Here is a 20,244-nt window from a genome sequence, read left to right as displayed (position 1 = left end):
AGGGGTGTAAATGCCCGAGGAACTTTAAAAAACGAGCTCAATTTTTTAAATAAGATATTTTGTTACATTTGCTTATACCTTTTAATAGATACAATAGAATGAGAAGTCAACTGTTTACACTGGCAGCTATATCGGCTGTTGCTTTGGGTTTAGCTAGTTGTGGGAGTAAGGGCAAAGCCAAAGGAGTTCCTGATAATGGACAGTTGGTCGGCGTAACCTACAGCACACGTGCAAGCATGGGCAAACCCATAGGCATGGTATACGTGCCACCTGGAACTTTTCACATGGGACCAAGTGACGAGGACATCAATTACAATTTCACCGCCAGAAACAAACAGGTATCTATCAATGGCTTTTGGATGGATGCAACCGAGATCACCAACAGCGAATACAAACAATTCGTTTGGTGGGTACGTGACTCATTGGCTGCAAAGGAACTTGGATATGGAAAAGAAGTTGATGGCAGTTTTGCTGTTGACTGGAAAAAGGCTAACGCCATCAAATACGGCGATAAAGCCGTAATGGAAAAAATCTCAAAGCTTACCTTAACTCCGGATAACCGGTTATATGGTAAAAACGAGATTGATCCTGATAAAATTAACTTCCGGGTTGAGTATTTCGATTTAAAAGAAGCTGCAAAGCTGGAGAACCGCGGAAAGCCACGTAGCACATACATTGTTCGCTACGATGAAAAAGTTTACCCCGATACCCTTGTGTGGATGAGAGACTTCTCTTATTCTTACAATGAGCCAATGGCTAAACGTTACTTTTCACATCCTTCTTTTGGAAACTACCCGGTTGTGGGTGTAAGCTGGAAGCAGGCAGTGGCATTTAGCCGTTGGAGAACCAATTATATGAATAGCTATCTTGAAAGAAAAAAGAAAGCTGTTGAAAGCGATTTCAGGTTGCCAACAGAGGCAGAATGGGAATATGCATCAAGAGGTGGCCGTTCACAGTCGATGTATCCATGGGGTAACTACTACCTGAGAAATAAGAAGGGATGCCTGTTGGCTAACTTCAAGCCAGGACGTGGTAACTATGCAGAAGACGGCGGGTTTTACACTGTACGTGCTGATGCTTACTGGCCGAACGATTTTGGTTTATACAATATGTCAGGAAATGTTGCAGAATGGACCTCATCCCTATTTTACGAAGGTGGTTACAACTTCCAACATGATATGAACCCTGACATCCGCTACGATGCGAAAGACTCAGATGCACCCCGTATGAAGCGTAAAGTGCTTCGTGGTGGCAGCTGGAAAGACGTTGGTTACTTTCTCCAAACCGGAACCAGGTCTTATGAGTACCAGGACACAGCGAAGTCTTACATTGGTTTCCGTTGTGTGATTGATCTTCCTGCAATGTCAAGAAGATAACAATAGCCCGCCTATTAAAAGAAATTTAGCAACTACTTATTTAACAAATTATAGAGCGTGAGGATACCCGTTTATCCTCACCTTTATCATGCCTTCTATTATTCTATTTATCCGTAACATTAAACAAATCCTTTATTATGGCTTCAGGTGTTTCTCCCGCTACAAACAGATTAGTTAACGTTGTTGTTTGCGTTGGTGCAGCAGTAGTAATCTTTGGCGCATGGGCCAAAATTTTGCACAAATCATTTGCCGACATTATGTTGACAGTAGGTCTGTTAACTGAAGCGGCTATCTTCCTCATCTATGCCATTCTTCCACCACCTGACCAGGGATCACCAAGCGTAGCGGTACCTGTTGAATCAGATAAAGGAAACCCGGCACTTAAATCAATGGAAAAGATGTTGGGAGAAGCAGATATTACTCCTGCAAATCTTTCGAAACTGAGTTCTGGTTTTCAAAAATTGGGAACAACTGTTGACAAGATGAGTGAAATTGGTGATATCGTGCAAGCGACCGGTGACTATACCGCTAAAACTAAAGCTGCTTCAGCCGCCTTGGATACTGTGCGGGATGCGTATACAACAACCGCGAATTCCTTATCTTCTTTTAACCTTGCTGCTGAAGGCACAAGGCAGTTTCACGACCAGGTTCAGGTGTTAACTAAAAACCTTTCTTCGCTGAACACAATCTATGAATTGGAATTGCAGGAAAGCAACAATCACCTGAAAGCGTTAAACAACTTCTATGGTAAACTTGCAGAAACTTCCAGTGCAATGCAGGGTAGCGTAGAAGATGCTAAGAAAACAAAAGAGCAATTGAACGTTCTGGCAAGAAATCTAAGTAGCCTGAACAACGTTTATGGCAACATGTTGACTGCAATGCAAGGCAGGTAGTCGATGCATGCGGGTCTATAATCTTAATAATAAATTTTAATCCATACTTACTAATGTCCTTACCCAAAGAGCCCAGGCAGAAGATGATCAATATGATGTATCTGGTGCTTACTGCTTTGCTCGCGCTGAACGTATCGTCGGAAATATTAAACGCCTTTAAAACCGTAAATAGCAGCCTTCTTAACGCTAACGGAATCATCGATGCAAAAAACCAGGGAATTTTTACTTCATTCGACCGCAAGGTAGCGGACCCTAAAACTGCAGAAAAAGCAAGGATTTGGAGAGAAAAGGCAAACCAGGCGAAAGTACTTGCTGATGATATGAGTACCTATATTGAGGGCCTGAAAGGGGACCTTATGAAGGAAGCCGGGCAGAAGGTTGCCGGTGGTGAATTCAGGGAAGATAACCTTGACGCTGCAACAAGAATGCTTGTTGAAGGTCCTAAAGGAAAGGAGCTTAACCAACGCCTTGAAAAGTACCGCAACGATCTTCTGGCAATTGATCCGGAGATTAAAGCAGGTTTTGCAAACTCTCTTCCAATAGACCTGAGCATTCCGAAAAGCACGAATGAAGGTAATAAGGGATGGGAAGCTGCTTATTTTAGAATGACACCAACAATTGCTGCGATCACCATGCTGAGCAAGTTTCAGAATGACGTTAAGAACAGTGAGGCGCAGGTGGTTGATTTTTGCCACCGTAAAGTTGGTGAAGTAGAGGTTGTTTACAACGAGTTCCAGGCATTTGCCGGTACCAACTCCCAATACCTGATGCCAGGCCAGGAATTGGTAATTACCGCTGGCGTGGGTGCTTTTAGCAAAGCTGCCAAGCCGAACATCTCCATTGATGGGGCTGGTGTTGGTTTAAATACTGAAGGGGTTGCAGAGTACAAAACCAAAGTTGGCGGACCTGGTACTTACACTAAAAATGTGAACATTTCGTTTATCAAACCGGATGGTACAACTTCTACAATATCAAAGAAAGTTGAATACACCGTTGGCTCTCCTACCGGCGCGAGTGTTAGTGCTGATGCAGTGAAGGTGTTGTACATTGGCCTGCCCAATCCACTAACAATCACCGGCGGAACAGCAGGTGCTGAAAAAACAAGTGCGAGAATTGATAATGGTAACCTTACTGCCCAGGGCGGGGGTAAATATATCGCCACGGTGAGCTCACCCGGAAAAGCAACGATCAGCGTAACTGTAGAAGGTAAAACAACACCATTCGAGTTTCGTGTAAAACGTGTACCCGATCCGGTGGCTATGATCGGAGCAAGTACCGGTGGAAGAATTCCTGCCAACTCACTTAAGGCGCAACAAGGTGTACGTGCCGATTTGAAAGACTTCGTTTTTGAAGGCGTAAAATTTGACATCGTAGGATTTACACTTTATGCAACCGGAGCCAACTTTCTTGAGGCACCCGGCATTTCACAAAATGCAGGAGCTTATTTTAACGCGGAGTCAAAAAGAATTTTGGAAAGATCACGTCCCGGATCAACTATTGTAATAGATGAGATACGAGCCAGGGGACCTGGAGGGGATACCAGGCAATTGCCAACAATGGCTTTCAACTTATATTAATAAACGCTGTAGTTATGAAAACGAATTGGTTAAAAAGCTGTGTGATCGCGTCGCTGGTGGTTCTTGTTGCGGCAGATATCAATGCACAAACAAAGCCGAAACCCAGGGGCACACGGCAGTCTACAAGCAGGCCGCAGAGCGGTTACGGCAACAGCGGGTATGGTAACGCCGGCTACGGCAGTGGTTACACAACCCCTGCACGTCGGGATACTACCAAGCCACGTTCTACAACACCAGCTGGTGGTGCAGCAACCGGAACAAGCGCTTACGGAACAGGTGGTTACGGTAGTTCTGCTACACCCACTCAACAGCCATCATATAATCAGAACCTGCCTATTGAAGTAATCAAAGGTGGAAGCAGTGGAATAGGCGACTCAGTTGCGCCATCCTTGAGGTTGGACAACGCTATAGAAGGGCAGCTGATTAAAGACCGTACCCCACTTGCTTACGAGCACATCCGGGAAGATGATGCGGTTTACAAACAGCGTGTTTGGCGCGAGATTGATACGCGTGAAAAAATGAACCTTCCTTTCAGGTATGCTGCAAATGAAGATAACGGTAATCAAAGGTTTATTTCAATACTGTTCGACGCTATACAGGCTGGTAATGTTACTGCCTTCAATGGTGAAGACGACCGGTTTACAACCCCGATGACCAAGGAGCAGGTTGCTGGCATTATTACTGGCGGAAATGATACTTTACCCGTAACGGATATCAATACCGGTGAGGTTATCAAATATGAAGTTCGTCAAAGAATGATTGAGCCAGACTCAATCTATCGCTTCCGCCTTAAGGAAGAGTGGATCTTTGATAAAGAGTCATCAAGAATGTTTGTAAGAATACTTGGTATCGCACCTGTGATGACCCAGTATACATCAACCGGCATTCCAATTGGTGATAGAACCCTATTTTGGGCATATTACCCTGATCTGCGACCAACTCTTTCCAAGTACGAGGTGTACAATGGTAAAAACTTTGCCGGCAGAATGAGTTGGGAAGAGTTATTCGAAAGCAGGTTTTTCTCAAGCTATATCACGAAGTCAACTATTGATAACCCGTTTGATTTAAGTCTGAAGTCGTTCGTAAAAGACCCGCTTTTCAGGCTTCTTGAAGGCGAGAACATCAAAGAAAAAATATTTAATTACGAGCAGGACCTTTGGTCGCACTAATTGAAATTACGTTTTAACAAAAAAGAGCCTTGAGAAAGGCTCTTTTTTTATGCCGGTATTTACGGGCTTATGCTGAATTGCAGTGGGTAAATGCATCGTATTTACAACATTATAACTGTCAAAAAAATAAATAAGCAACATTGCATTATTGTGAAGTTTACTTATCTTTGACACGGTTTTTCATAGGATATTGGATTTTAAAAACGGGGCTGGATCTTCATCCGGGCCCCTTTCTTTTTTTAGCACATTCCTATTTATTGTCCTCGTTTGAATTGCCTCCTTAAAATCTTACGCCGGGATCTTGTTCGACATTGTTGCGGGCTGTGAGCGATACCCGTACTACTGTTAATTACTTGTAACCTTTCCTGCCATTCACCAGCTTTCTAATCTTAGTGTTATAAGGGTATCTACACGTGCCTCCTCCTGGTTTGTGCGTCCCCTTACCTAATTAATCTGCTCTTATTCCTTTCTATAAAAATTCTCCTGATGAAGACACGAGGACGGGATTGCAAACAGCCATTTACAAGGATCAAAAACCAGTTAACTTCAAAAGGCTTCCATTTCCAGGCTTTAATCGTTGACCTAACATAACCGTACTTTGTTAAACTCTACAATGCAGATTTTTCCGTTTCATTGAAGTGCCGGAATACCAATTCAGCTTTTGCTTTTCCTATCAGTGCCGCAAGCTCTTCAACCGTTTTAGCCCTAATATTTTTTACAGATTTAAATTCTTTGAGTAGGGTATCTGCCGTATTTTTTCCAATACCAGATATATCCTGCAATTCATTTTTAAATGTTCCTTTACTTCGCTTTTGCCGGTGAAAGTTGATGCCAAACCTATGTACCTCATCCCTGATCCGTCGTATGAGTTTAAGGCTATCACTATCCCATGGCAGCTTAATAGATTCCTGGTCACCAGGGAAAAAAATCTCCTCTTCACTTTTTGCCAGGCCGACTACGGTCATTCGCCCGGTAAGGCCTAATTCAATTACCCCTTCCATAGCGGCGCTTAACTGCCCCTTGCCGCCATCAATTACCACGAGCTGCGGTAGAGATTTGTTTTCATTCAAAAGCCTGCTATACCGCCGCAAAACCACCTCCCGCATCGTTGCGAAATCGTTGATGCCGGTAACGGTTTTAACGTTATAGTGCCTGTAATCGTTTTTACTTGGTAAACCATCTCTGAAACACACCATTGCGCTAACCGGATAGCTACCCTGGAAATTGGAGTTATCGAAGCATTCGATATGAACAGGAGCTTCCTGTAACTGGAGGTCTTCCTGTAATTTAAGCAGCACTTCCTTTTTTTGCACGTCGGACTTGCCTTCGAGCTGGAGCATTTTTTTCTTTCGTATTTCTTCTCTGAAGTATTCGACATTCTTAACAGAAAGTTCGAGCAACTTCCGCTTATCGCCTCCCTTTGGAACCGTAAGCACAACACCTTCAACAGGGAACTCGATAGCAAAAGGGATGATGATTTCGGTTGCCGGACTGTTTAGTGTTTGCCGCAGGTGATTGATGGCGATAGGAAGCACTTCCTCCTCCGTTTCCTCTAGTTTTGTTTCAAACTTTACCGTGTGTGTTTGCACAATGGTGCCGTTTTGAACCATCAGGTAGTTTACATAAGCCACGTCTCCGTCTTTCAGAATAGAGAAAACGTCTACGCTGTTCAGGTGCTTACTTACAATAATTGATTTAGACTGGTAGTTCTCGAGGTGTTCAATTTTCTTCCTAATTATTTCCGCCTTCTCAAACTTCATTTCCATGGCGCATGCAGCCATTTCTTTCTTGAAGTGCTGGATGACCGGAGATATGTTTCCTTTGAGGATGTTGCGGATCTGTTGCAGCGCCAGGTCGTAGTCGCTATCACTCTGCTTATTCTCGCATGGGCCTTTGCAGTTTCCAAGATGGTATTCGAGGCATACTTTAAACTTGCCTCTTTCGATATTTTGTTTGGTGAGGTTAAGTTTGCAGGTTCTAAGGGCGACGTTTTGCTTTATGAAGGTAAGAAGCTCCCGAACCTTTGCAACAGACGTGAATGGGCCAAGGTACTCTGAGCCATCATTAATCTTTCGCCGTGTTAGAAACACCCTCGGAAAAGGTTCTTTTTTGATGACGATGTAAGGAAAACTTTTGTCGTCCTTAAGATCGATATTGTACCTGGGTTGAAATTGTTTGATGAGTGAATTCTCGAGAAAAAAGGCATCCTGTTCGCTATCTACAATGGTAAACTCAACCCTATGAATTCGTACAACAAGTTCGTGGGTCTTGTAATTGGTAAAGGTTTTGGTAAAGTAAGAAGAGGTGCGCTTTCTAAGATCTTTTGCCTTGCCTACATAGAGCAGCTCGTTGTGTACATCAAAGTATTTATAGATACCGGGTTGGTGAGGGATCGTGTGTGCTATCTGTTGAAATTCCTGTGCTGTCATTTTCTTTACTCCTTATTATTCCAAACAACGATGAGTTCTTTTTCCGACTCCGTTGCGTCTTCATGCCGGGTTAGCCGGTTAACCTGGAAGCGCTGACGTGGCTTCCAGCTCAACTGTTCTATAACGGAACTGTCGCCGTAGTCGTAAAGCTTCCTGATGAATATTCTTTTTACGGTTTGCGCGTCTTCATTCAGTAATACGTCGACACTTTGAACGGGCAGCGCTTTGTTGGTGGTGGTATAGTTGAGCGTATAGCTCTTAGTCGTTTGGTCGTGAAAAACATTTTCGTCATAGTTTGCCTTCAGCGAAGGGTCATTGATGTCGGTTTGCAGGAAAGCTTTTGAGAGTTGGTTAAACACTTCATTGTTTATCGCCGTGGAATCAAGTTTTCCGTCCTGTTTTTCGATTTTGTAAATGAAATATGGTGTTCTGTTCACTTCATTGATTTCAGCCTGGATGTAATCTCCGACCTGAAAAAATGAGATGGTGTCTTTTGCGTTAGTTTCAGTTTTATCATCAGCCGGATTTTGCCTGCATGCTAATAAGAAGGATATTAGTAGTAAGCTTACGAAAACTTTCATTCAGCAAAAATACGCAAAGCGTTAACCTTAAAAAAATACAGGCTGCATATGCAGCCTGTAACAGATATCATCGGAGGAAATTATTTGATTGTTGTAGAAACACCCAGCTTAACACCATAGTCTACGAGGTATTCCCGGATCGGGTAAGCCTTGATAAACGTTGGTAAATTCTGGTACCGGACCTGTGGCCCAAGTTGCCATTTGAAGTCGCCGCTTTTGAGCGTAATAAATGTTTCGAGTCCAGCGTTGATGTTCCAGGGGCGGACAATACCAGGGTTCTGGGTGTAGTTCTGGTAATCGGTTGAGATAAGGTAGGTGTTCCTGTTGAGGAAGTAAGTAGGTTGTACGGTTGCTGCCACATGCAATTGAACGCTGCGGTTACCCAGCACTTGCCATTGCAGCCCTACCGGCAATGAAACCTGGTAATAACGATTTACCAGTTCTGTAGGTTTATAACCATTGGAATTGCGATAAACGGCATATGAACCTATTGAGTCGATGCCACCGGAACGATTGATCAGCCCAATGGTTGCAACTTCGGTAGTGGCCATGTAAGCTTCCATTGAGTACTGGCGGATGTTAAACTGAACACCTGCAGTGGCTTTTAACTTGTCGGTAATGCTGTACATGAAGTTTACCCCTGCTTCAATGCCGGTTCCAGGTTTATGCCTCACAACCTTGTTGATGTCTACCAGATTATAAAGGGCGACAGGGCCTGGTTTCCCACCTGTTCTGTTTATATCGTTTTCAATTAACTTTCTATAGCTGTTAGAAGGAGTAATGTAAACGGTATAGCCTATTTTATTCTTGAGTTTACGGTTGGATTTTACAGGTGTCGGAATTTGTACATCGTGGGAAGAACGGGTTAAGTAGTCGTCTTCAAAAGCGGTATTTGGTTTTTCAGCCCCGGGTTTGGTTGAAGCTGGTACAATAGCCGGTTCTAGTGGGGCATGAACCTGAAGTTGCCCGGCACTATCACCTAGCAGGTGTTCGCCGTTTGGATCCGTATCTGAAAGTGCCAGATCTGCCTGCAAATATTTTGGTGAGCTCATACTGACAACCGGGGCCAGTGGATGCAAAGGAATCAACCTGGCAGGTGTATTGTCCATTTCGACTTTGCCGGCAACTATGGATAGGGTTTCAGGTGGGGTAGACGGGGTTGATGAAGATTGAACCATTTTTCGTACAACCTCGTCTGCGAGCTCAGGATTATCATCATCGTCTCCTACAAACGGAATAACCTGGTGTGGATGGTTTTCTTTACGTGGTGCAGCTGCAACAAGATCGCCTGCTTTGGCAAGTGTGTTTTTTGTTTTGGAGACAGGTGAAGATTTTACACTTATTGTTCGTTCGTCTATTCCGGGAAAGGGTGAGAAGTAAAAACTAATTGCTATAATGGCTGCTAAAAAGCCAAATGCAGCAATGGTAAGGCCAGGCCAGTTGGTATCTCCGTGAACTTCTTTGTGAATTTTTCTCCAAAGCCCGTCCGAAGGATACATCTTGCTATCCTTTACCTGCTGTTGCAAGAATTCTTCAAAGCCATCATTGTAAAAATTATCTTCCATCTACACGTAACTTTTGGTCACCTTTTTAAACCAGCAAGCCAGGTGAACTGCGGCTTAGGTTTTTCAAGAATATTTTTCTTAACTAATACGTTCTCCAGCATCGCCCGGGCTCTCGTGTACTGACTTCTACTCGTGCTCTCTTCGATATCGAGCATTTCTGATATCTCCCTGTGGCTATACCCTTCAATGGCATACAGGTTCAATACGGTCCGGTAACCAACCGGTAACATCCTTATGCATTCTGTCACCTGCTTTGCCTGCATCATAGAAGGGATCGTTTCTTCCCTGATCTGCAAGGTTCCCGCATGCGCCAGGTCAACGCTGTCGTTGAACTTTTTGTGTTTCTTCAAAAAGTTTATACAGGTGTGAACGATGATCCTCCTTATCCAACCCTCAAATGCACCTTTGTTTTGAAAAGTGTGAATTTGAGTAAACACCTTTATAAACGCTTCCTGCAACATATCTTCAGCATCCTCACGGTTCTGAGCATACCGATAACAAACCGCCAGCATTTTCGGGCTGAAACGATTATACAGCTCTCTTTGTGCTGAAGGATTGTTTTGCAAACAACCAGCAATAATAAATTCTTCTGTCATTCAGGGGGTTAATCTGGTAATCCCTAAAAGTAGACAATTTAACTGTTGAAATGCTGCATATACTGAACAAAATTTCAGACCTTTTTGGTGTGTTTACCGCTGCTTTATAAAAGCTTGTCGCTGCTTCAACAACATATATTATCTTCCGGAATTGTTACCCCGTATTGTATTCGAAAGCGTTGCTGCCACAGCATTCTGCGGTACAAGTGAGTGACACAACAAAAGCCGGGAAGCGTGAAAAAAGCTCGTCCCCAAAAAGAAAATTGCAGCGAAAACGTTATGGTTTTCGTGAGCCCTAATGTTTAGAAGACGATATTAAAATCAGGTGCTATGAACACTATTCTTGTACCCACAGATTTTTCGGAAACGGCACGTAATGCGAGCCGTTATGCTTTTGAATTTGCGCGGCACGTTTCTGCCACCAAAATCGTTCTTTACAATGCCTACCAGGCACCTTATGCAGGCGACCCTACGTTACCGGTGGTACAGTTGTTCGACTTTGAAGAAGTAAAGAAAAGCAGTACCGAACGACTGGAAAGTTTCAGGCGCGAATTACTTCCCGTTGCTCCGGAAGGACTAGCCGTGGAAACACGCTCAACGTTTGCAATCCTGGCGGGCAACATCGAAGAAACCTGCGAGGAGACCGCGGCAGACCTGATTCTAATGGGAATTACCGGTGGCAGCGGGTTGGATGTATTGATTGGAAGCAATACCCTTAGCGTTGCCGAGCAAAGTAAGGTTCCGGTGATTATTGTGCCTTCGAATGCGGTCTATCGCCCAATCCAGAAATTGCTCCTGGTGTTGGACAACAACAAGGTTGCGCATTCCGGTCCGGTAAAGTGGATAAAGAAAATGATTGATGAGACGGGTGCACGACTACAGGTGTTGAACATTGACCACAGCAGAAATACCCCTGATAATGGGGTTTTACGCGAAGCCTTAAGTGATTATGATCCCGAGTATCACCATGTTGACTATAATAGTTTTTGGGAGGCGACCAATAATTTTGCCGGCAAACAGCAGGTAGATATGATTATTGTGATTCAAAAGAAGCATGGCTTTTTTGATAATATATTCCGCCATAACCACACAAAAGAACTCGCATTTCATACCCATGTACCGTTGATGTGTATAAGCGAGCAATCCAGGTAGGTTGTCTGTTTTGCGGTGACCAATTGTTTACAACAGCTCAGGGCTTGTATAGATCAGGCTGGTATTTGTCATCATTGCTTATTACGGTCGGCGGAAAACGGATTTTTTATCGTTTATGCTCTTTTCGATAAGCCCGTTGACTTTTGAATTTCCATTACGATAAAGAATGATTTTAACGCCAAACTCTCTTGCAAGGGGATTGTTATACTGTCTCGTACTTCGTATGACTCAAATTGTTCAAACACAACGTCGCCGGGCGGTGGGATTCTATGGCCGACAAACAAAAGATTGCTGATGTTGTATTGGTCAGGCATCCAAAACAAAAAACTTGCATTATCGGTATGCACCTGTGGCAGTTGTTTTCCGAAATAAGTTGCTGCTCCTGCCTGTGCATAATTCCGGCAAAACACCAGCGTTTTTTCCCGTTCCTGTATTGGCAGCGATAAGTATGCTGTGGTCATTTTATCGGTCAGTTCCTTCCAGCTGATCATATCGGCGAAGTCCTGCGGAAGTGGATGATCCCGGAGGTCCTCCCACCTTAAAACACCCGACCTATCCAACCCGGTTTTTCGATAGTAAGCCGCGAGTGCATCCGGCTTCCATACGGGTAAGGCTACAGGAATAATGGCAACAAAAATGATTAAGATGGCAGCCACTGCCGTATACCTTAACCATAGGGTGCGCTTTGTAACCAGTTCGAACCAAACACCTCCGGCGGCAAACAACATCGGGTAAGCACCAAGGGTGTAATAATCTTTGCCGTTTGTAAATGTTAGCAATAGTAGCACCAGCAAATAAGTGTAGCCGATTAGCGCATAACGGCTACCCCTACGGGTAAACAACCAGCAAAGCCCACCCACCCAAACAAAGAAACATGGGAGGTGCATGAGAAACTGGTTTTTTAAGAAGTCAAATGGCTGTACATATTGCAGCTGTGTTTCGCGCAACTCTTGCATATGATGTACAACAGGCCAGTCGTGTTGGTATTGCCAAAACAGGTTAGGTGCAACGAGGATCATAAATACTAAGGCAGCGAGGTAAAGGTGTTTGCTCCCAAAGTATATGCGTTGTGGTGTAAGCGGCAGCGCTCCAAACACCGACGCGATAAAAAATACCACTGAGTATTTTGCATAGAAGCTGAAGGCAAGACAAATGGCAAGTTGATAGAGGTATTTGGCGCGATCGTATTTGATTAGCCTGACCAGCAGCAAGGCGGCAAGACTCCAAAAGAATATTTCGAGAAAGTTTGGTTGAAAGAGGAAGTGTACGCGCAGGTAAGCTCCGGTGATCATACACATACATGCAAGAAATTGTGCAAAGCGATTGCCGCCCATTTCCTGCACCATCCTTCCAACGATAAATAAGTTTATCGCTCCCAAAAGAGCCGGCCAGAACTTAACCCAAAAAAAGCCATTACCCAGCAGCTGGGTCACTGCTGCAAAAAGCGAGAGCAGTGGTGGAACCTCCATGTATCCCCAGGCGAGGTGTTTGCCTTCAGCAAGGTAAAGGTATTTGTCGCGATGGAGCTCGTACATAGGATGCTGCAACAGGTATGGCAGCACAAACTTTAGCAAAGCCAGGAAAAGGATGATCCTGTGTTTTTGAAACCAGTTGATTGATGCTGTCATGGCAAACGAAAGCGTGCATTTAAAGTAAAGGTGGCAATTGTAGTTGCAAAAACTAAAATAGGGATGCAGTGCGAAAGTTTCAATCCCATTTATAAAAAAAAGGCTGCGCAGTAAACGCGCAGCCGATGTATTAATTAACCAAATATTTTAAAGCAGGGTTAGTGCAAATTTAATGCGGTTAATGGTTTCCGCTTTCCCGATTGTTGCTGCTATGTCAAACACCCCGGGCCCAAATTTACCGCCAACAAGCATCACTCTAAATGGCAGTTGTAACTCACCTAGCTTAATGTTTTTTTCCGTTGCTGTTTCTTTAAAGAGTGCTTCTATTGCGGTAACATTCCATTCTTCAATCAACATCAGCTTTTCGCTAAGTATGTCGAAGAACATAAACTTGTCGTTGGTCCACTTTGGTTTGATTGCGGCTACATCGAGGGTAGCCGGGGCCTTAAAAAAGAACCCGCCTTGTTCGTAAAAGTCGGTCAGTAGTGTGCACCGGTCTTTAATCATATCAAGGACCTTTACGAGCACTTCATCGTTGGCCACCGTTATCCCCTTGGCGGTAAAGTCCGCTTTAACCCTTTCAGCGAGGTAAGGTGACGGAAGCCGCTTGATCCATTCATGATTAAACCACTTTGCTTTTTCGTAATTAAATTTTGCCCCGCCTTTATGAACCTTGTCCATGGAAAACTTTTGAATAAGTTCATCAATGGAAAATATTTCCTGTTCGCTACCGTCGTTCCAGCCAAGCACGGCAAGCAGGTTTATAAAAGCTTCGGGTAAAAAACCAAGCTCGCGAAAACCGGTGGTCAAATCATTGCTCCTGGGATCGTACCAGTTCATCGCAAATACGGGGAAGCCCATCCTGTCGCCATCGCGTTTACTTAATTTACCATGACCATCAGGCTTTAAAATCAGTGGAAGGTGTGCCCACATGGGCATGTCGGCTATCCATCCAAGGTACTTCCAAAGCAGGATGTGAACAGGTGCGCTGGGCAACCACTCTTCGCCACGAAAGGCATGGGTGATTTTCATCGCATAATCGTCGACCACAACGGCAAGATGATAGGTGGGCATACCATCGGCCTTCAACAACACTTTATCGTCGACAAGAAAGGAGTTAAAACTGACTTCACCCCTGATCATATCTATAAATGTAAGCGTTTCGTTTTGCGGAATTTTAATGCGGATGACATAAGGGGTGCCAATGCTGATTAACCGGCTCACTTCATCAGCCGGCAACGTTTCAGCATTGCGCATTTTCAACCGCGTTTGATAATTGTAGGTGGGGGACGGGTTGTCTTCTGTTTTAAACTCCAGTCGCATTGCATCCAGTTCCTCAGGGGTATCAAATGCATAGTATGCATTTCCCTGGTCGATAAGTTGTAATGCAAACTGCCTGTACAGGTCCTTTCTTTCGCTCTGCCGGTAAGGTGCATACGGGCCGCCATGTTGCGGACTTTCGTCGGGCTCCAACCCACACCATTGCAGGCAATCCTGTATATATTCTTCTGCCCCTGGTACAAAGCGGCTTTGATCGGTGTCTTCTATACGTAATATGAATTTGCCCCCATGTTGTTTGGCAAAAAGGTAATTGTACAATACGGTACGTACACCTCCAAGGTGCAGGCCGCCGGTGGGTGATGGCGCAAAACGTACCCTTACATTAGTATCGGTCATAGTGCAAATATAAAACAGAACCTGAAAGACGACTTGCGAATCGGCGTGATTGCTCTTATGTGCCTTTCATCTGCCTCCGGGTTGCCTGTACAAGAAGATCATATAAACTAGTATTCAAATCCTTTATGAGGATACTGTTGCAACGGAAAATTTGTACTCCGGTGCGCCTCGCTTATTTTTAGGTACATGAAAAGCCACCGGTTATTGTTGCTGTTGATGACTGTTTGCTTTCAGCAGGTAGTGCAGGCGCAACTCACGTATGAAACGGTGTGGGTGCAGTATGACTCAGCCTGGACGTATAAGGATCTTCAACTTATACCGCTGCGCTTCAAATCGCCGGATGGTTTAAAGGCAACTGTTCCCGTTCTAAATGGCAAGTTAATTAGCTTGCCGGAGGCGATACAAAAGGGCAAGGTTAGGATACGGGAAGTACAGGATAGTCGTGGGGCATCGGTAAATACGCTGGAAATTTTCAACCATTCAAAAGACAACATCCTGTTGAATAGCGGGGACCTGCTTGCAGGTGGAAAGCAGGACCGGATGATTGGTGAAACGCGCATTTTATCGCCAGGGAAAGCAGCAAGTTATGTGGATGTATTTTGCGTGGAAAAGGGCAGGTGGGACGATAAACAAACGGCATTTAAGCATAAAGGGACTGCTGATATTTCGCTAAAAAAAGTAATGGATAAAACGGGGAGGCAGTCGCATGTTTGGAAGGAGATAGAACGTCAATTTATGGCAGTTCGAAAAAATTCAGAAGTATGGCCGTATCTACAATTGCATTCAGCTAAGCCAATTGCCGATAGTTTTTATTTACGCTATTTCATGGATAAATACCGGAATAGCGACAGCTTATTTGCGGGGTTTATTGCAATTACAAAACAGCGTATAATCAGTTGCGAATTATTTTCAAGTACGGATATGACTACGATTGCTTACCCGTTTTTCTTACCTGGATTTATTAATGACGCTGTAAGAGAGGGTGGCATTCCTGTTCAACAACAAGAAAAGATAACCCTGTTTATGGATCAACTATTGTTAGATGAACATACGCAAGAAGCTTTGTTGCAAGTCATGGTAAAATACACCGGCAGGGAACCAGGGTTATTCACATTGTTGTTTATGGAGAATAGCATTTTAGTAATCATAAAATTTGCGTAGGAATTCTATTGGTATTTAGTTGAATTGTGAAATAAATGAATTGCATTTATCGATGAATAATTTTGAGTTGTTGAATTCGGGTTTTTTTTGGACTCGGCTGTATTAATTCTATTGGGCATCCTTGCGTCGCACTCTTGTACCAAATCTCATTGCGCGGCCTTAAAGAAACTAGGATAGCAGCCAGAGATATGTCCGTGCCATATGAGTGATAGTTTACTTTGAATGTATAAGATGAACCTTATTGTAAATGCTGCAGGTGTTAGATAATTATAAACGTAAGCTCAAGATATGTATTTAGTAAAGTCGCCGTGGTGGTTAAAGCGGTTGTATTCAAAACTCACCTGGGATATCCCTTCTGAAGAGAAGGAGATTTACCTGACGTTTGATGATGGCCCACACCCGGTTGCAACCCCGTTTGTACTTGATACACTCAAAGCCTTCAATGCAAAAGCAACATTTTTTTGTATCGGCAAAAATGTACGTCTAGCGTCTGCGATCTACAGGCGTATTGCAGATGAAGGGCACGCAATCGGTAATCATACGAATAACCATTTGAATGGTTGGCAAACAAGAGATGACATCTACCTTAAAGATGTGATGGAAGCCAGGAAGTACATCGACAGCAGTCTTTTCAGGCCGCCGTATGGAAGAATATCAAGGTTTCAGATACAACAGCTTGAGCCAACGTTTGAAATCATTATGTGGGATGTTTTAAGTGGCGACTTTGATATCAAGCTAACCCCGGAGAAAAGTTTGAGTTATGTAATTGAAAATACAAAGCCGGGATCAATCGTTGTTTTTCACGATAGTGAAAAGGCCTTTGAAAGAATGCAGTATGCTTTGCCACGGATGTTGGAACACTTTGCTGAGAAAGGCTATGCCTTTAAGAAGATTGTACGGAGTGAGTTAAAAAAGAGAGGGCCTGGGTAGAAACCCTGGCCCGTTTAATCCGTACCCTATGAAAACGTGTTTGTGTTTGGTTGTTAAAGTTTTGCTTGTTGTGTTAAGCATGGTATAAACGCAGGTTGTTTCCGTTTTATTTCTTTGTGCTCATAATTATTTAACGTTGTTGTTAATGCGCGTCAGCCCGCGTTTAAAAGGTTGATATTTGCGATATGAAATTGATCGATAGTCACTGTCACTTGTATTTAAAAGAATTTGCAAATGATCTCGATGATATTATACAAAAGGCACGAAACGCAGGCGTAGCGCGGTTTTACCTTCCTTCAATTAATAGCCGGGTCGTGGATGATATGCTAAAATTGGAGACCCTCTATGCAGGGGAATGTTTTCCCATGATGGGATTGCATCCCTGTTCGGTAAAGGAAGATTATAAAGATGAATTAATGATTGTTTCAGATTGGTTAAGCAAGCGAAAGTTTGTTGCGGTAGGTGAGATTGGTCTTGATTTTTATTGGGATAAAACCTTTGTTCGTGAGCAATTGGAAGCATTTAATATGCAGATGGAATTGGCGCTTCAATATCAACTACCGATTGTCATTCATTCGCGCAATGCAACCGCCGAAACCATAGCAGCCGTTAAGCCATTTGCCGGTCGGGGGCTTCGGGGTATCTTTCATTGTTTTGGTGATGGTTCTGCTGAGGCTACAGCCATTGTCGATATGGGTTTTCTGCTGGGGATAGGCGGGGTAGTAACGTATAAGAAGTCGGGGCTTGCAGAAACGCTGAAAGGCGTAAGCCTTGAGCACCTTGTGCTGGAAACGGATGCGCCTTACCTGTCGCCTGTTCCATTCAGGGGTAAGCGCAATGAGCCGGCCTACCTGGGGCACATTGTTGAAGCTATTGCGCAAGCGAAGGGTGTCAGCGGGGAGGAGGTTGCGATGGTAACATCTGCCAATGCCGAAAAAATATTCGGTCACTAGCCTGCAATCATTATTTTTGCAGGCCTCAAACTGGAGACTTGTCCGAGTGGTTGAAGGAGCACGCCTGGAAAGTGTGTATACTCGAAAGGGTATCAAGGGTTCGAATCCCTTAGTCTCCGCCAGATAGCACATCAAACTGTATCAAAAGCCCGCAAACTCAGTGTTTGCGGGCTTTTTACTTAGGAGACGGTGCTCAAAACATTCACCGTTTCTCAAAAAAGTGGTGAGTGATTCGGTGAGTTCAAAGTTCAGCCTAGTTTTACTCACCAGATTGGCTGTTTTACCACCTACATGTTCATCTGATGAACATCTTGTCTCCCCTAACCCGCAATGCTAATTTTGTTCACCTTTAATGATTATGTCATGAATTCCAACTTTAGCTTACTTTTCTATTTGAAGAAGCCAAAAAATTACACAGCGGGGCCAGTACCAATTTACCTCAGAATCACTGTTGACGGGAAAAGAGCAGAAATCAGTGCAGGTCGGGAGTGTGATCCGTTACGATGGAACAGCAAAGCCAGTCGGCTGATCGGCACAAAAGAAGAAGTGAAGAGCTTAAATGCCTTGCTAGACAACTTGCAGTCCAAAGTGTACGATGCTCATCGAAGATTGTCCGAGCAACGAGAGACGATTACAGCGCTCGATATCAAAGATGTCTTTACAGGCTCTGGAGAGAAAAACCGCATGCTTATGGAAACTTTTAGCGACCATAACAGAAAGATCGCGGCTCTTGTGGGTAAGGAATTCGCAAAAGGTACATTGCAGCGTTATGAAACTTCGTTTAGGCATACGCGAGAGTTTCTTAGGTATCGATACGGTGTGAGTGATATCGACATCAAGAAAATTGATCATTGCTTTATAGAGGATTATGATTTTTACCTTAGGACAGTTTGTAACTGCCTGAACAATTCGGCAGTTAAATACGTCAAGAACTTTAAAAAGATTATTCGAATTTGCATGGCCAATGGTTGGATTGTCATGAACCCTTTCTCGAACTATAAAGGTAGAGTTAAAACCGTCGATAGGATTTGTCTTACCGCCGAAGAAATTCAACGGATTACAGAAAAGAAGTTTGCTACCGATCGTTTGGAACACGTTCGCGATGTGTTTCTTTTTTGTTGCTACACCGGCCTTGCCTATGCGGATGTAAAAAAGTTGAAGGCTTGTGACGTCAGCAAGGGTATAGATGGAGAATTATGGATTTTCACATATCGGCAGAAAACGGAGACTCGTTCAGCAGTTCCATTGTTGCCGGCTGCAGTAGAGCTCATCGAAAAATATGCGAATGATCCTGTTTGCTTGAGCAGAAACATTCCACTTCCCGTTCCGAGCAACCAAAAGATGAATGACTATTTAAAAGAGATTGCTGCAGTATGTGGAATAAATAAAATGTTGACTTCCCACATCGCCAGACACACGTTTGCAACCACGATTACTTTAACAAATGGTGTTCCTATTGAAACTGTCTCCAAAATGCTTGGGCACTCTTCATTGAAGCAAACTCAACATTACGCAAAGATTATCGACTCCAAGGTAAGTTCCGACATGTTAACACTGAGAGAGAAACTATCAAGATAGCATTTGACCATCTCATTACTGTTATAGAAATTATTTTTTTGTGAGATATCTAAACTGTTGAAATAGACCTCCCGAGATGAACAAGCCAGAGCATCTGACTACGGATCAGAAGGTTTTAGGTTTGAACCCTAACGCGGTCACTAAGTTGAAAGGCAGTACAGCACTGTCTTTCAGCATTTTTTATTATCTCCTTGTTCTGTAGCTTTTTAATAACAGTTTATAAAATCGTTAATAAAAGCTACAACTATGATTTCTCCACCTATTGGTTGCAGCTGCAGCGAGATTACTGTTTACCCGAAAAATTGGAACCTTAAGGGAGCTTCGCTCGCTAAAGACTGGTATATACAATACTACTTTCACGATCCGAGTTTCAAAACAGATCCCAAACTTAAATATGGCAAACTTTGTATTGTCAAAGGCGGCATCAATAGATTTAAAACGTTGGCCGAGCGGAGAAACGCTGTAAAGGTCTTAATGGACAACGAATTAAACATTGTTCTTAAGTCTGAAGCGTATAACCCGATTACCCGTACGAAGAGAACATCAAACCAGGAAGATGATCCCGTAAAACTAAACTTAGTTGATGCGTTAACGTACACTGTCGGCAAGCTCGTTTGTTCCAAACACACCCAAGAGGATCTTAAAAGTGTACTGAAATATGTTATTAAGGCTGCTAAATTCTTGCAGCTAGATTTTCTCCCTATCGATCAAGTGAAAAGGAAACATGTCAAACTAATCCTTGAGAAGTGCGGGGAGATAAAGCCGCGCTGGAGCCCGAATACGTTCAACAGCTATAGAGCTTACCTTTCGATGAGATCAGCAGAATATACACCATGAACTAAATCATATACGAAGGTCAGAGCCGGAATAATTTCAGTACAGAAATGAGCATTCACCGAGATTTTTTGATCTTCCAAAAAGGTGCTGATTGGTTGACCAATCAACAGGCGCGGAACTTGAGCTACGCACTCAGCTAAAG

At 43.6% G+C, this 20,244-nt stretch carries 16 protein-coding genes and 1 tRNA gene; 11 read left to right on the top strand and 6 right to left on the bottom strand.

Translation table 11 applies throughout. The annotated features are described in order from the left end of the window. The first annotated feature begins 98 nt into the window (after positions 1-98). The 4 genes from EXU57_RS22285 (at position 99) to gldN (ending at position 5,015) form a co-directional block, all read left to right on the top strand. A complete protein-coding gene (locus EXU57_RS22285; RefSeq protein WP_133270481.1) occupies positions 99-1,376 on the top strand; it encodes an SUMF1/EgtB/PvdO family nonheme iron enzyme in 1,278 nt (425 codons plus the stop codon). Between the two features lie 137 nt (positions 1,377-1,513). Continuing rightward, positions 1,514-2,269, top strand: a complete 756-nt coding sequence (gldL, locus tag EXU57_RS22280) for a gliding motility protein GldL (RefSeq protein ID WP_133270480.1) — start codon at positions 1,514-1,516, stop codon at positions 2,267-2,269. Positions 2,270-2,322: 53 nt separating this feature from the next. Next, on the top strand, positions 2,323-3,846 hold the full coding sequence (gene gldM / locus EXU57_RS22275) for a gliding motility protein GldM (protein ID WP_133270479.1): 1,524 nt from the start codon (positions 2,323-2,325) through the stop codon (positions 3,844-3,846). 14 nt (positions 3,847-3,860) lie between these two features. Further along, positions 3,861-5,015 (top strand): gliding motility protein GldN, encoded by a 1,155-nt coding sequence (gene gldN, locus EXU57_RS22270; RefSeq protein ID WP_133270478.1) that lies wholly within the window; start codon positions 3,861-3,863, stop codon positions 5,013-5,015. 608 nt (positions 5,016-5,623) lie between these two features. On the opposite strand, the gene uvrC is transcribed toward gldN, so the two are convergent. The 4 genes from uvrC to EXU57_RS22250 form a co-directional block, all read right to left on the bottom strand. After that, positions 5,624-7,444, bottom strand: a complete 1,821-nt coding sequence (uvrC, locus tag EXU57_RS22265; RefSeq protein ID WP_133270477.1) for an excinuclease ABC subunit UvrC — start codon at positions 7,442-7,444, stop codon at positions 5,624-5,626. 5 nt (positions 7,445-7,449) lie between these two features. Then, entirely contained in the window at positions 7,450-8,025 is a 576-nt protein-coding gene (locus EXU57_RS22260; protein WP_133270476.1) for a hypothetical protein, read from the bottom strand. Positions 8,026-8,105: 80 nt separating this feature from the next. Continuing rightward, the gene (locus EXU57_RS22255) at positions 8,106-9,590 is read right to left on the bottom strand and encodes a hypothetical protein (RefSeq protein WP_133270475.1); all 1,485 of its coding nucleotides are present in this window, start codon (positions 9,588-9,590) and stop codon (positions 8,106-8,108) included. 17 nt (positions 9,591-9,607) lie between these two features. After that, positions 9,608-10,186: an RNA polymerase sigma factor gene (locus EXU57_RS22250; protein ID WP_133270474.1), complete on the bottom strand. Its 579-nt coding sequence runs from the start codon at positions 10,184-10,186 to the stop codon at positions 9,608-9,610. A 330-nt stretch (positions 10,187-10,516) separates the two neighbouring features. Between EXU57_RS22250 and EXU57_RS22245 the strand changes: the two genes are divergently transcribed. Next, positions 10,517-11,338, top strand: a complete 822-nt coding sequence (locus EXU57_RS22245) for a universal stress protein (RefSeq protein WP_133270473.1) — start codon at positions 10,517-10,519, stop codon at positions 11,336-11,338. A 113-nt stretch (positions 11,339-11,451) separates the two neighbouring features. Here the strand turns inward: EXU57_RS22245 and EXU57_RS22240 are convergent, their stop codons facing one another. Next, positions 11,452-12,966 carry a glycosyltransferase family 39 protein gene (locus tag EXU57_RS22240; RefSeq protein WP_133270472.1) on the bottom strand — a complete coding sequence of 505 codons (1,515 nt, stop codon included), beginning with the start codon at positions 12,964-12,966 and terminating at the stop codon, positions 11,452-11,454. A 147-nt stretch (positions 12,967-13,113) separates the two neighbouring features. Further along, positions 13,114-14,643: a glutamate--tRNA ligase gene (gene gltX, locus EXU57_RS22235; protein ID WP_133270471.1), complete on the bottom strand. Its 1,530-nt coding sequence runs from the start codon at positions 14,641-14,643 to the stop codon at positions 13,114-13,116. Between the two features lie 186 nt (positions 14,644-14,829). Here gltX and EXU57_RS22230 point away from each other — a divergent pair, with 186 nt between their 5' ends. The 6 genes from EXU57_RS22230 to EXU57_RS22205 all read left to right on the top strand — a co-directional run bounded on the left by EXU57_RS22230 (position 14,830) and on the right by EXU57_RS22205 (position 20,102). Continuing rightward, positions 14,830-15,804 (top strand): ARPP-1 family domain-containing protein, encoded by a 975-nt coding sequence (locus tag EXU57_RS22230; protein WP_133270470.1) that lies wholly within the window; start codon positions 14,830-14,832, stop codon positions 15,802-15,804. 288 nt (positions 15,805-16,092) lie between these two features. Next, entirely contained in the window at positions 16,093-16,734 is a 642-nt protein-coding gene (locus EXU57_RS22225; RefSeq protein WP_133270469.1) for a polysaccharide deacetylase family protein, read from the top strand. A 185-nt stretch (positions 16,735-16,919) separates the two neighbouring features. Further along, positions 16,920-17,687 carry a TatD family hydrolase gene (locus EXU57_RS22220; RefSeq protein ID WP_133270468.1) on the top strand — a complete coding sequence of 256 codons (768 nt, stop codon included), beginning with the start codon at positions 16,920-16,922 and terminating at the stop codon, positions 17,685-17,687. A 32-nt stretch (positions 17,688-17,719) separates the two neighbouring features. Further along, a tRNA-Ser gene (locus tag EXU57_RS22215) sits at positions 17,720-17,809 on the top strand. Between the two features lie 241 nt (positions 17,810-18,050). Then, complete coding sequence (locus EXU57_RS22210; protein ID WP_133270467.1) at positions 18,051-19,265, top strand: site-specific integrase; 1,215 nt, start codon at positions 18,051-18,053, stop codon at positions 19,263-19,265. 246 nt (positions 19,266-19,511) lie between these two features. Then, entirely contained in the window at positions 19,512-20,102 is a 591-nt protein-coding gene (locus tag EXU57_RS22205) for a hypothetical protein (protein ID WP_133270466.1), read from the top strand. The last annotated feature ends 142 nt before the right edge of the window (positions 20,103-20,244 follow it).

The sequence above is a fragment of the Segetibacter sp. 3557_3 genome, assembly GCF_004354985.1.
In the GTDB taxonomy this organism is placed as follows: domain Bacteria; phylum Bacteroidota; class Bacteroidia; order Chitinophagales; family Chitinophagaceae; genus Segetibacter.
The sequence above is the reverse complement of the archived record's forward strand: the minus strand, read 5'-3'. Positions and strand labels throughout refer to the sequence as shown.

Excerpts from the sequence above, each read along its gene's own strand:
- EXU57_RS22240 (WP_133270472.1), bottom strand. The coding sequence starts at position 12,966 with ATGACAGCATCAATCAACTGGTTTCAAAAACACAGGATCATCCTTTTC.
- EXU57_RS22285 (WP_133270481.1), top strand. The coding sequence starts at position 99 with ATGAGAAGTCAACTGTTTACACTGGCAGCTATATCGGCTGTTGCTTTG.
- EXU57_RS22245 (WP_133270473.1), top strand. The coding sequence starts at position 10,517 with ATGAACACTATTCTTGTACCCACAGATTTTTCGGAAACGGCACGTAAT.
- EXU57_RS22225 (WP_133270469.1), top strand. The coding sequence starts at position 16,093 with ATGTATTTAGTAAAGTCGCCGTGGTGGTTAAAGCGGTTGTATTCAAAA.
- EXU57_RS22220 (WP_133270468.1), top strand. The coding sequence starts at position 16,920 with ATGAAATTGATCGATAGTCACTGTCACTTGTATTTAAAAGAATTTGCA.
- EXU57_RS22255 (WP_133270475.1), bottom strand. The coding sequence starts at position 9,590 with ATGGAAGATAATTTTTACAATGATGGCTTTGAAGAATTCTTGCAACAG.
- gldN (WP_133270478.1), top strand. The coding sequence starts at position 3,861 with ATGAAAACGAATTGGTTAAAAAGCTGTGTGATCGCGTCGCTGGTGGTT.
- EXU57_RS22205 (WP_133270466.1), top strand. The coding sequence starts at position 19,512 with ATGATTTCTCCACCTATTGGTTGCAGCTGCAGCGAGATTACTGTTTAC.
- gldM (WP_133270479.1), top strand. The coding sequence starts at position 2,323 with ATGTCCTTACCCAAAGAGCCCAGGCAGAAGATGATCAATATGATGTAT.
- EXU57_RS22210 (WP_133270467.1), top strand. The coding sequence starts at position 18,051 with ATGAATTCCAACTTTAGCTTACTTTTCTATTTGAAGAAGCCAAAAAAT.
- EXU57_RS22230 (WP_133270470.1), top strand. The coding sequence starts at position 14,830 with ATGAAAAGCCACCGGTTATTGTTGCTGTTGATGACTGTTTGCTTTCAG.
- gltX (WP_133270471.1), bottom strand. The coding sequence starts at position 14,643 with ATGACCGATACTAATGTAAGGGTACGTTTTGCGCCATCACCCACCGGC.
- uvrC (WP_133270477.1), bottom strand. The coding sequence starts at position 7,444 with ATGACAGCACAGGAATTTCAACAGATAGCACACACGATCCCTCACCAA.
- EXU57_RS22260 (WP_133270476.1), bottom strand. The coding sequence starts at position 8,025 with ATGAAAGTTTTCGTAAGCTTACTACTAATATCCTTCTTATTAGCATGC.
- EXU57_RS22250 (WP_133270474.1), bottom strand. The coding sequence starts at position 10,186 with ATGACAGAAGAATTTATTATTGCTGGTTGTTTGCAAAACAATCCTTCA.
- gldL (WP_133270480.1), top strand. The coding sequence starts at position 1,514 with ATGGCTTCAGGTGTTTCTCCCGCTACAAACAGATTAGTTAACGTTGTT.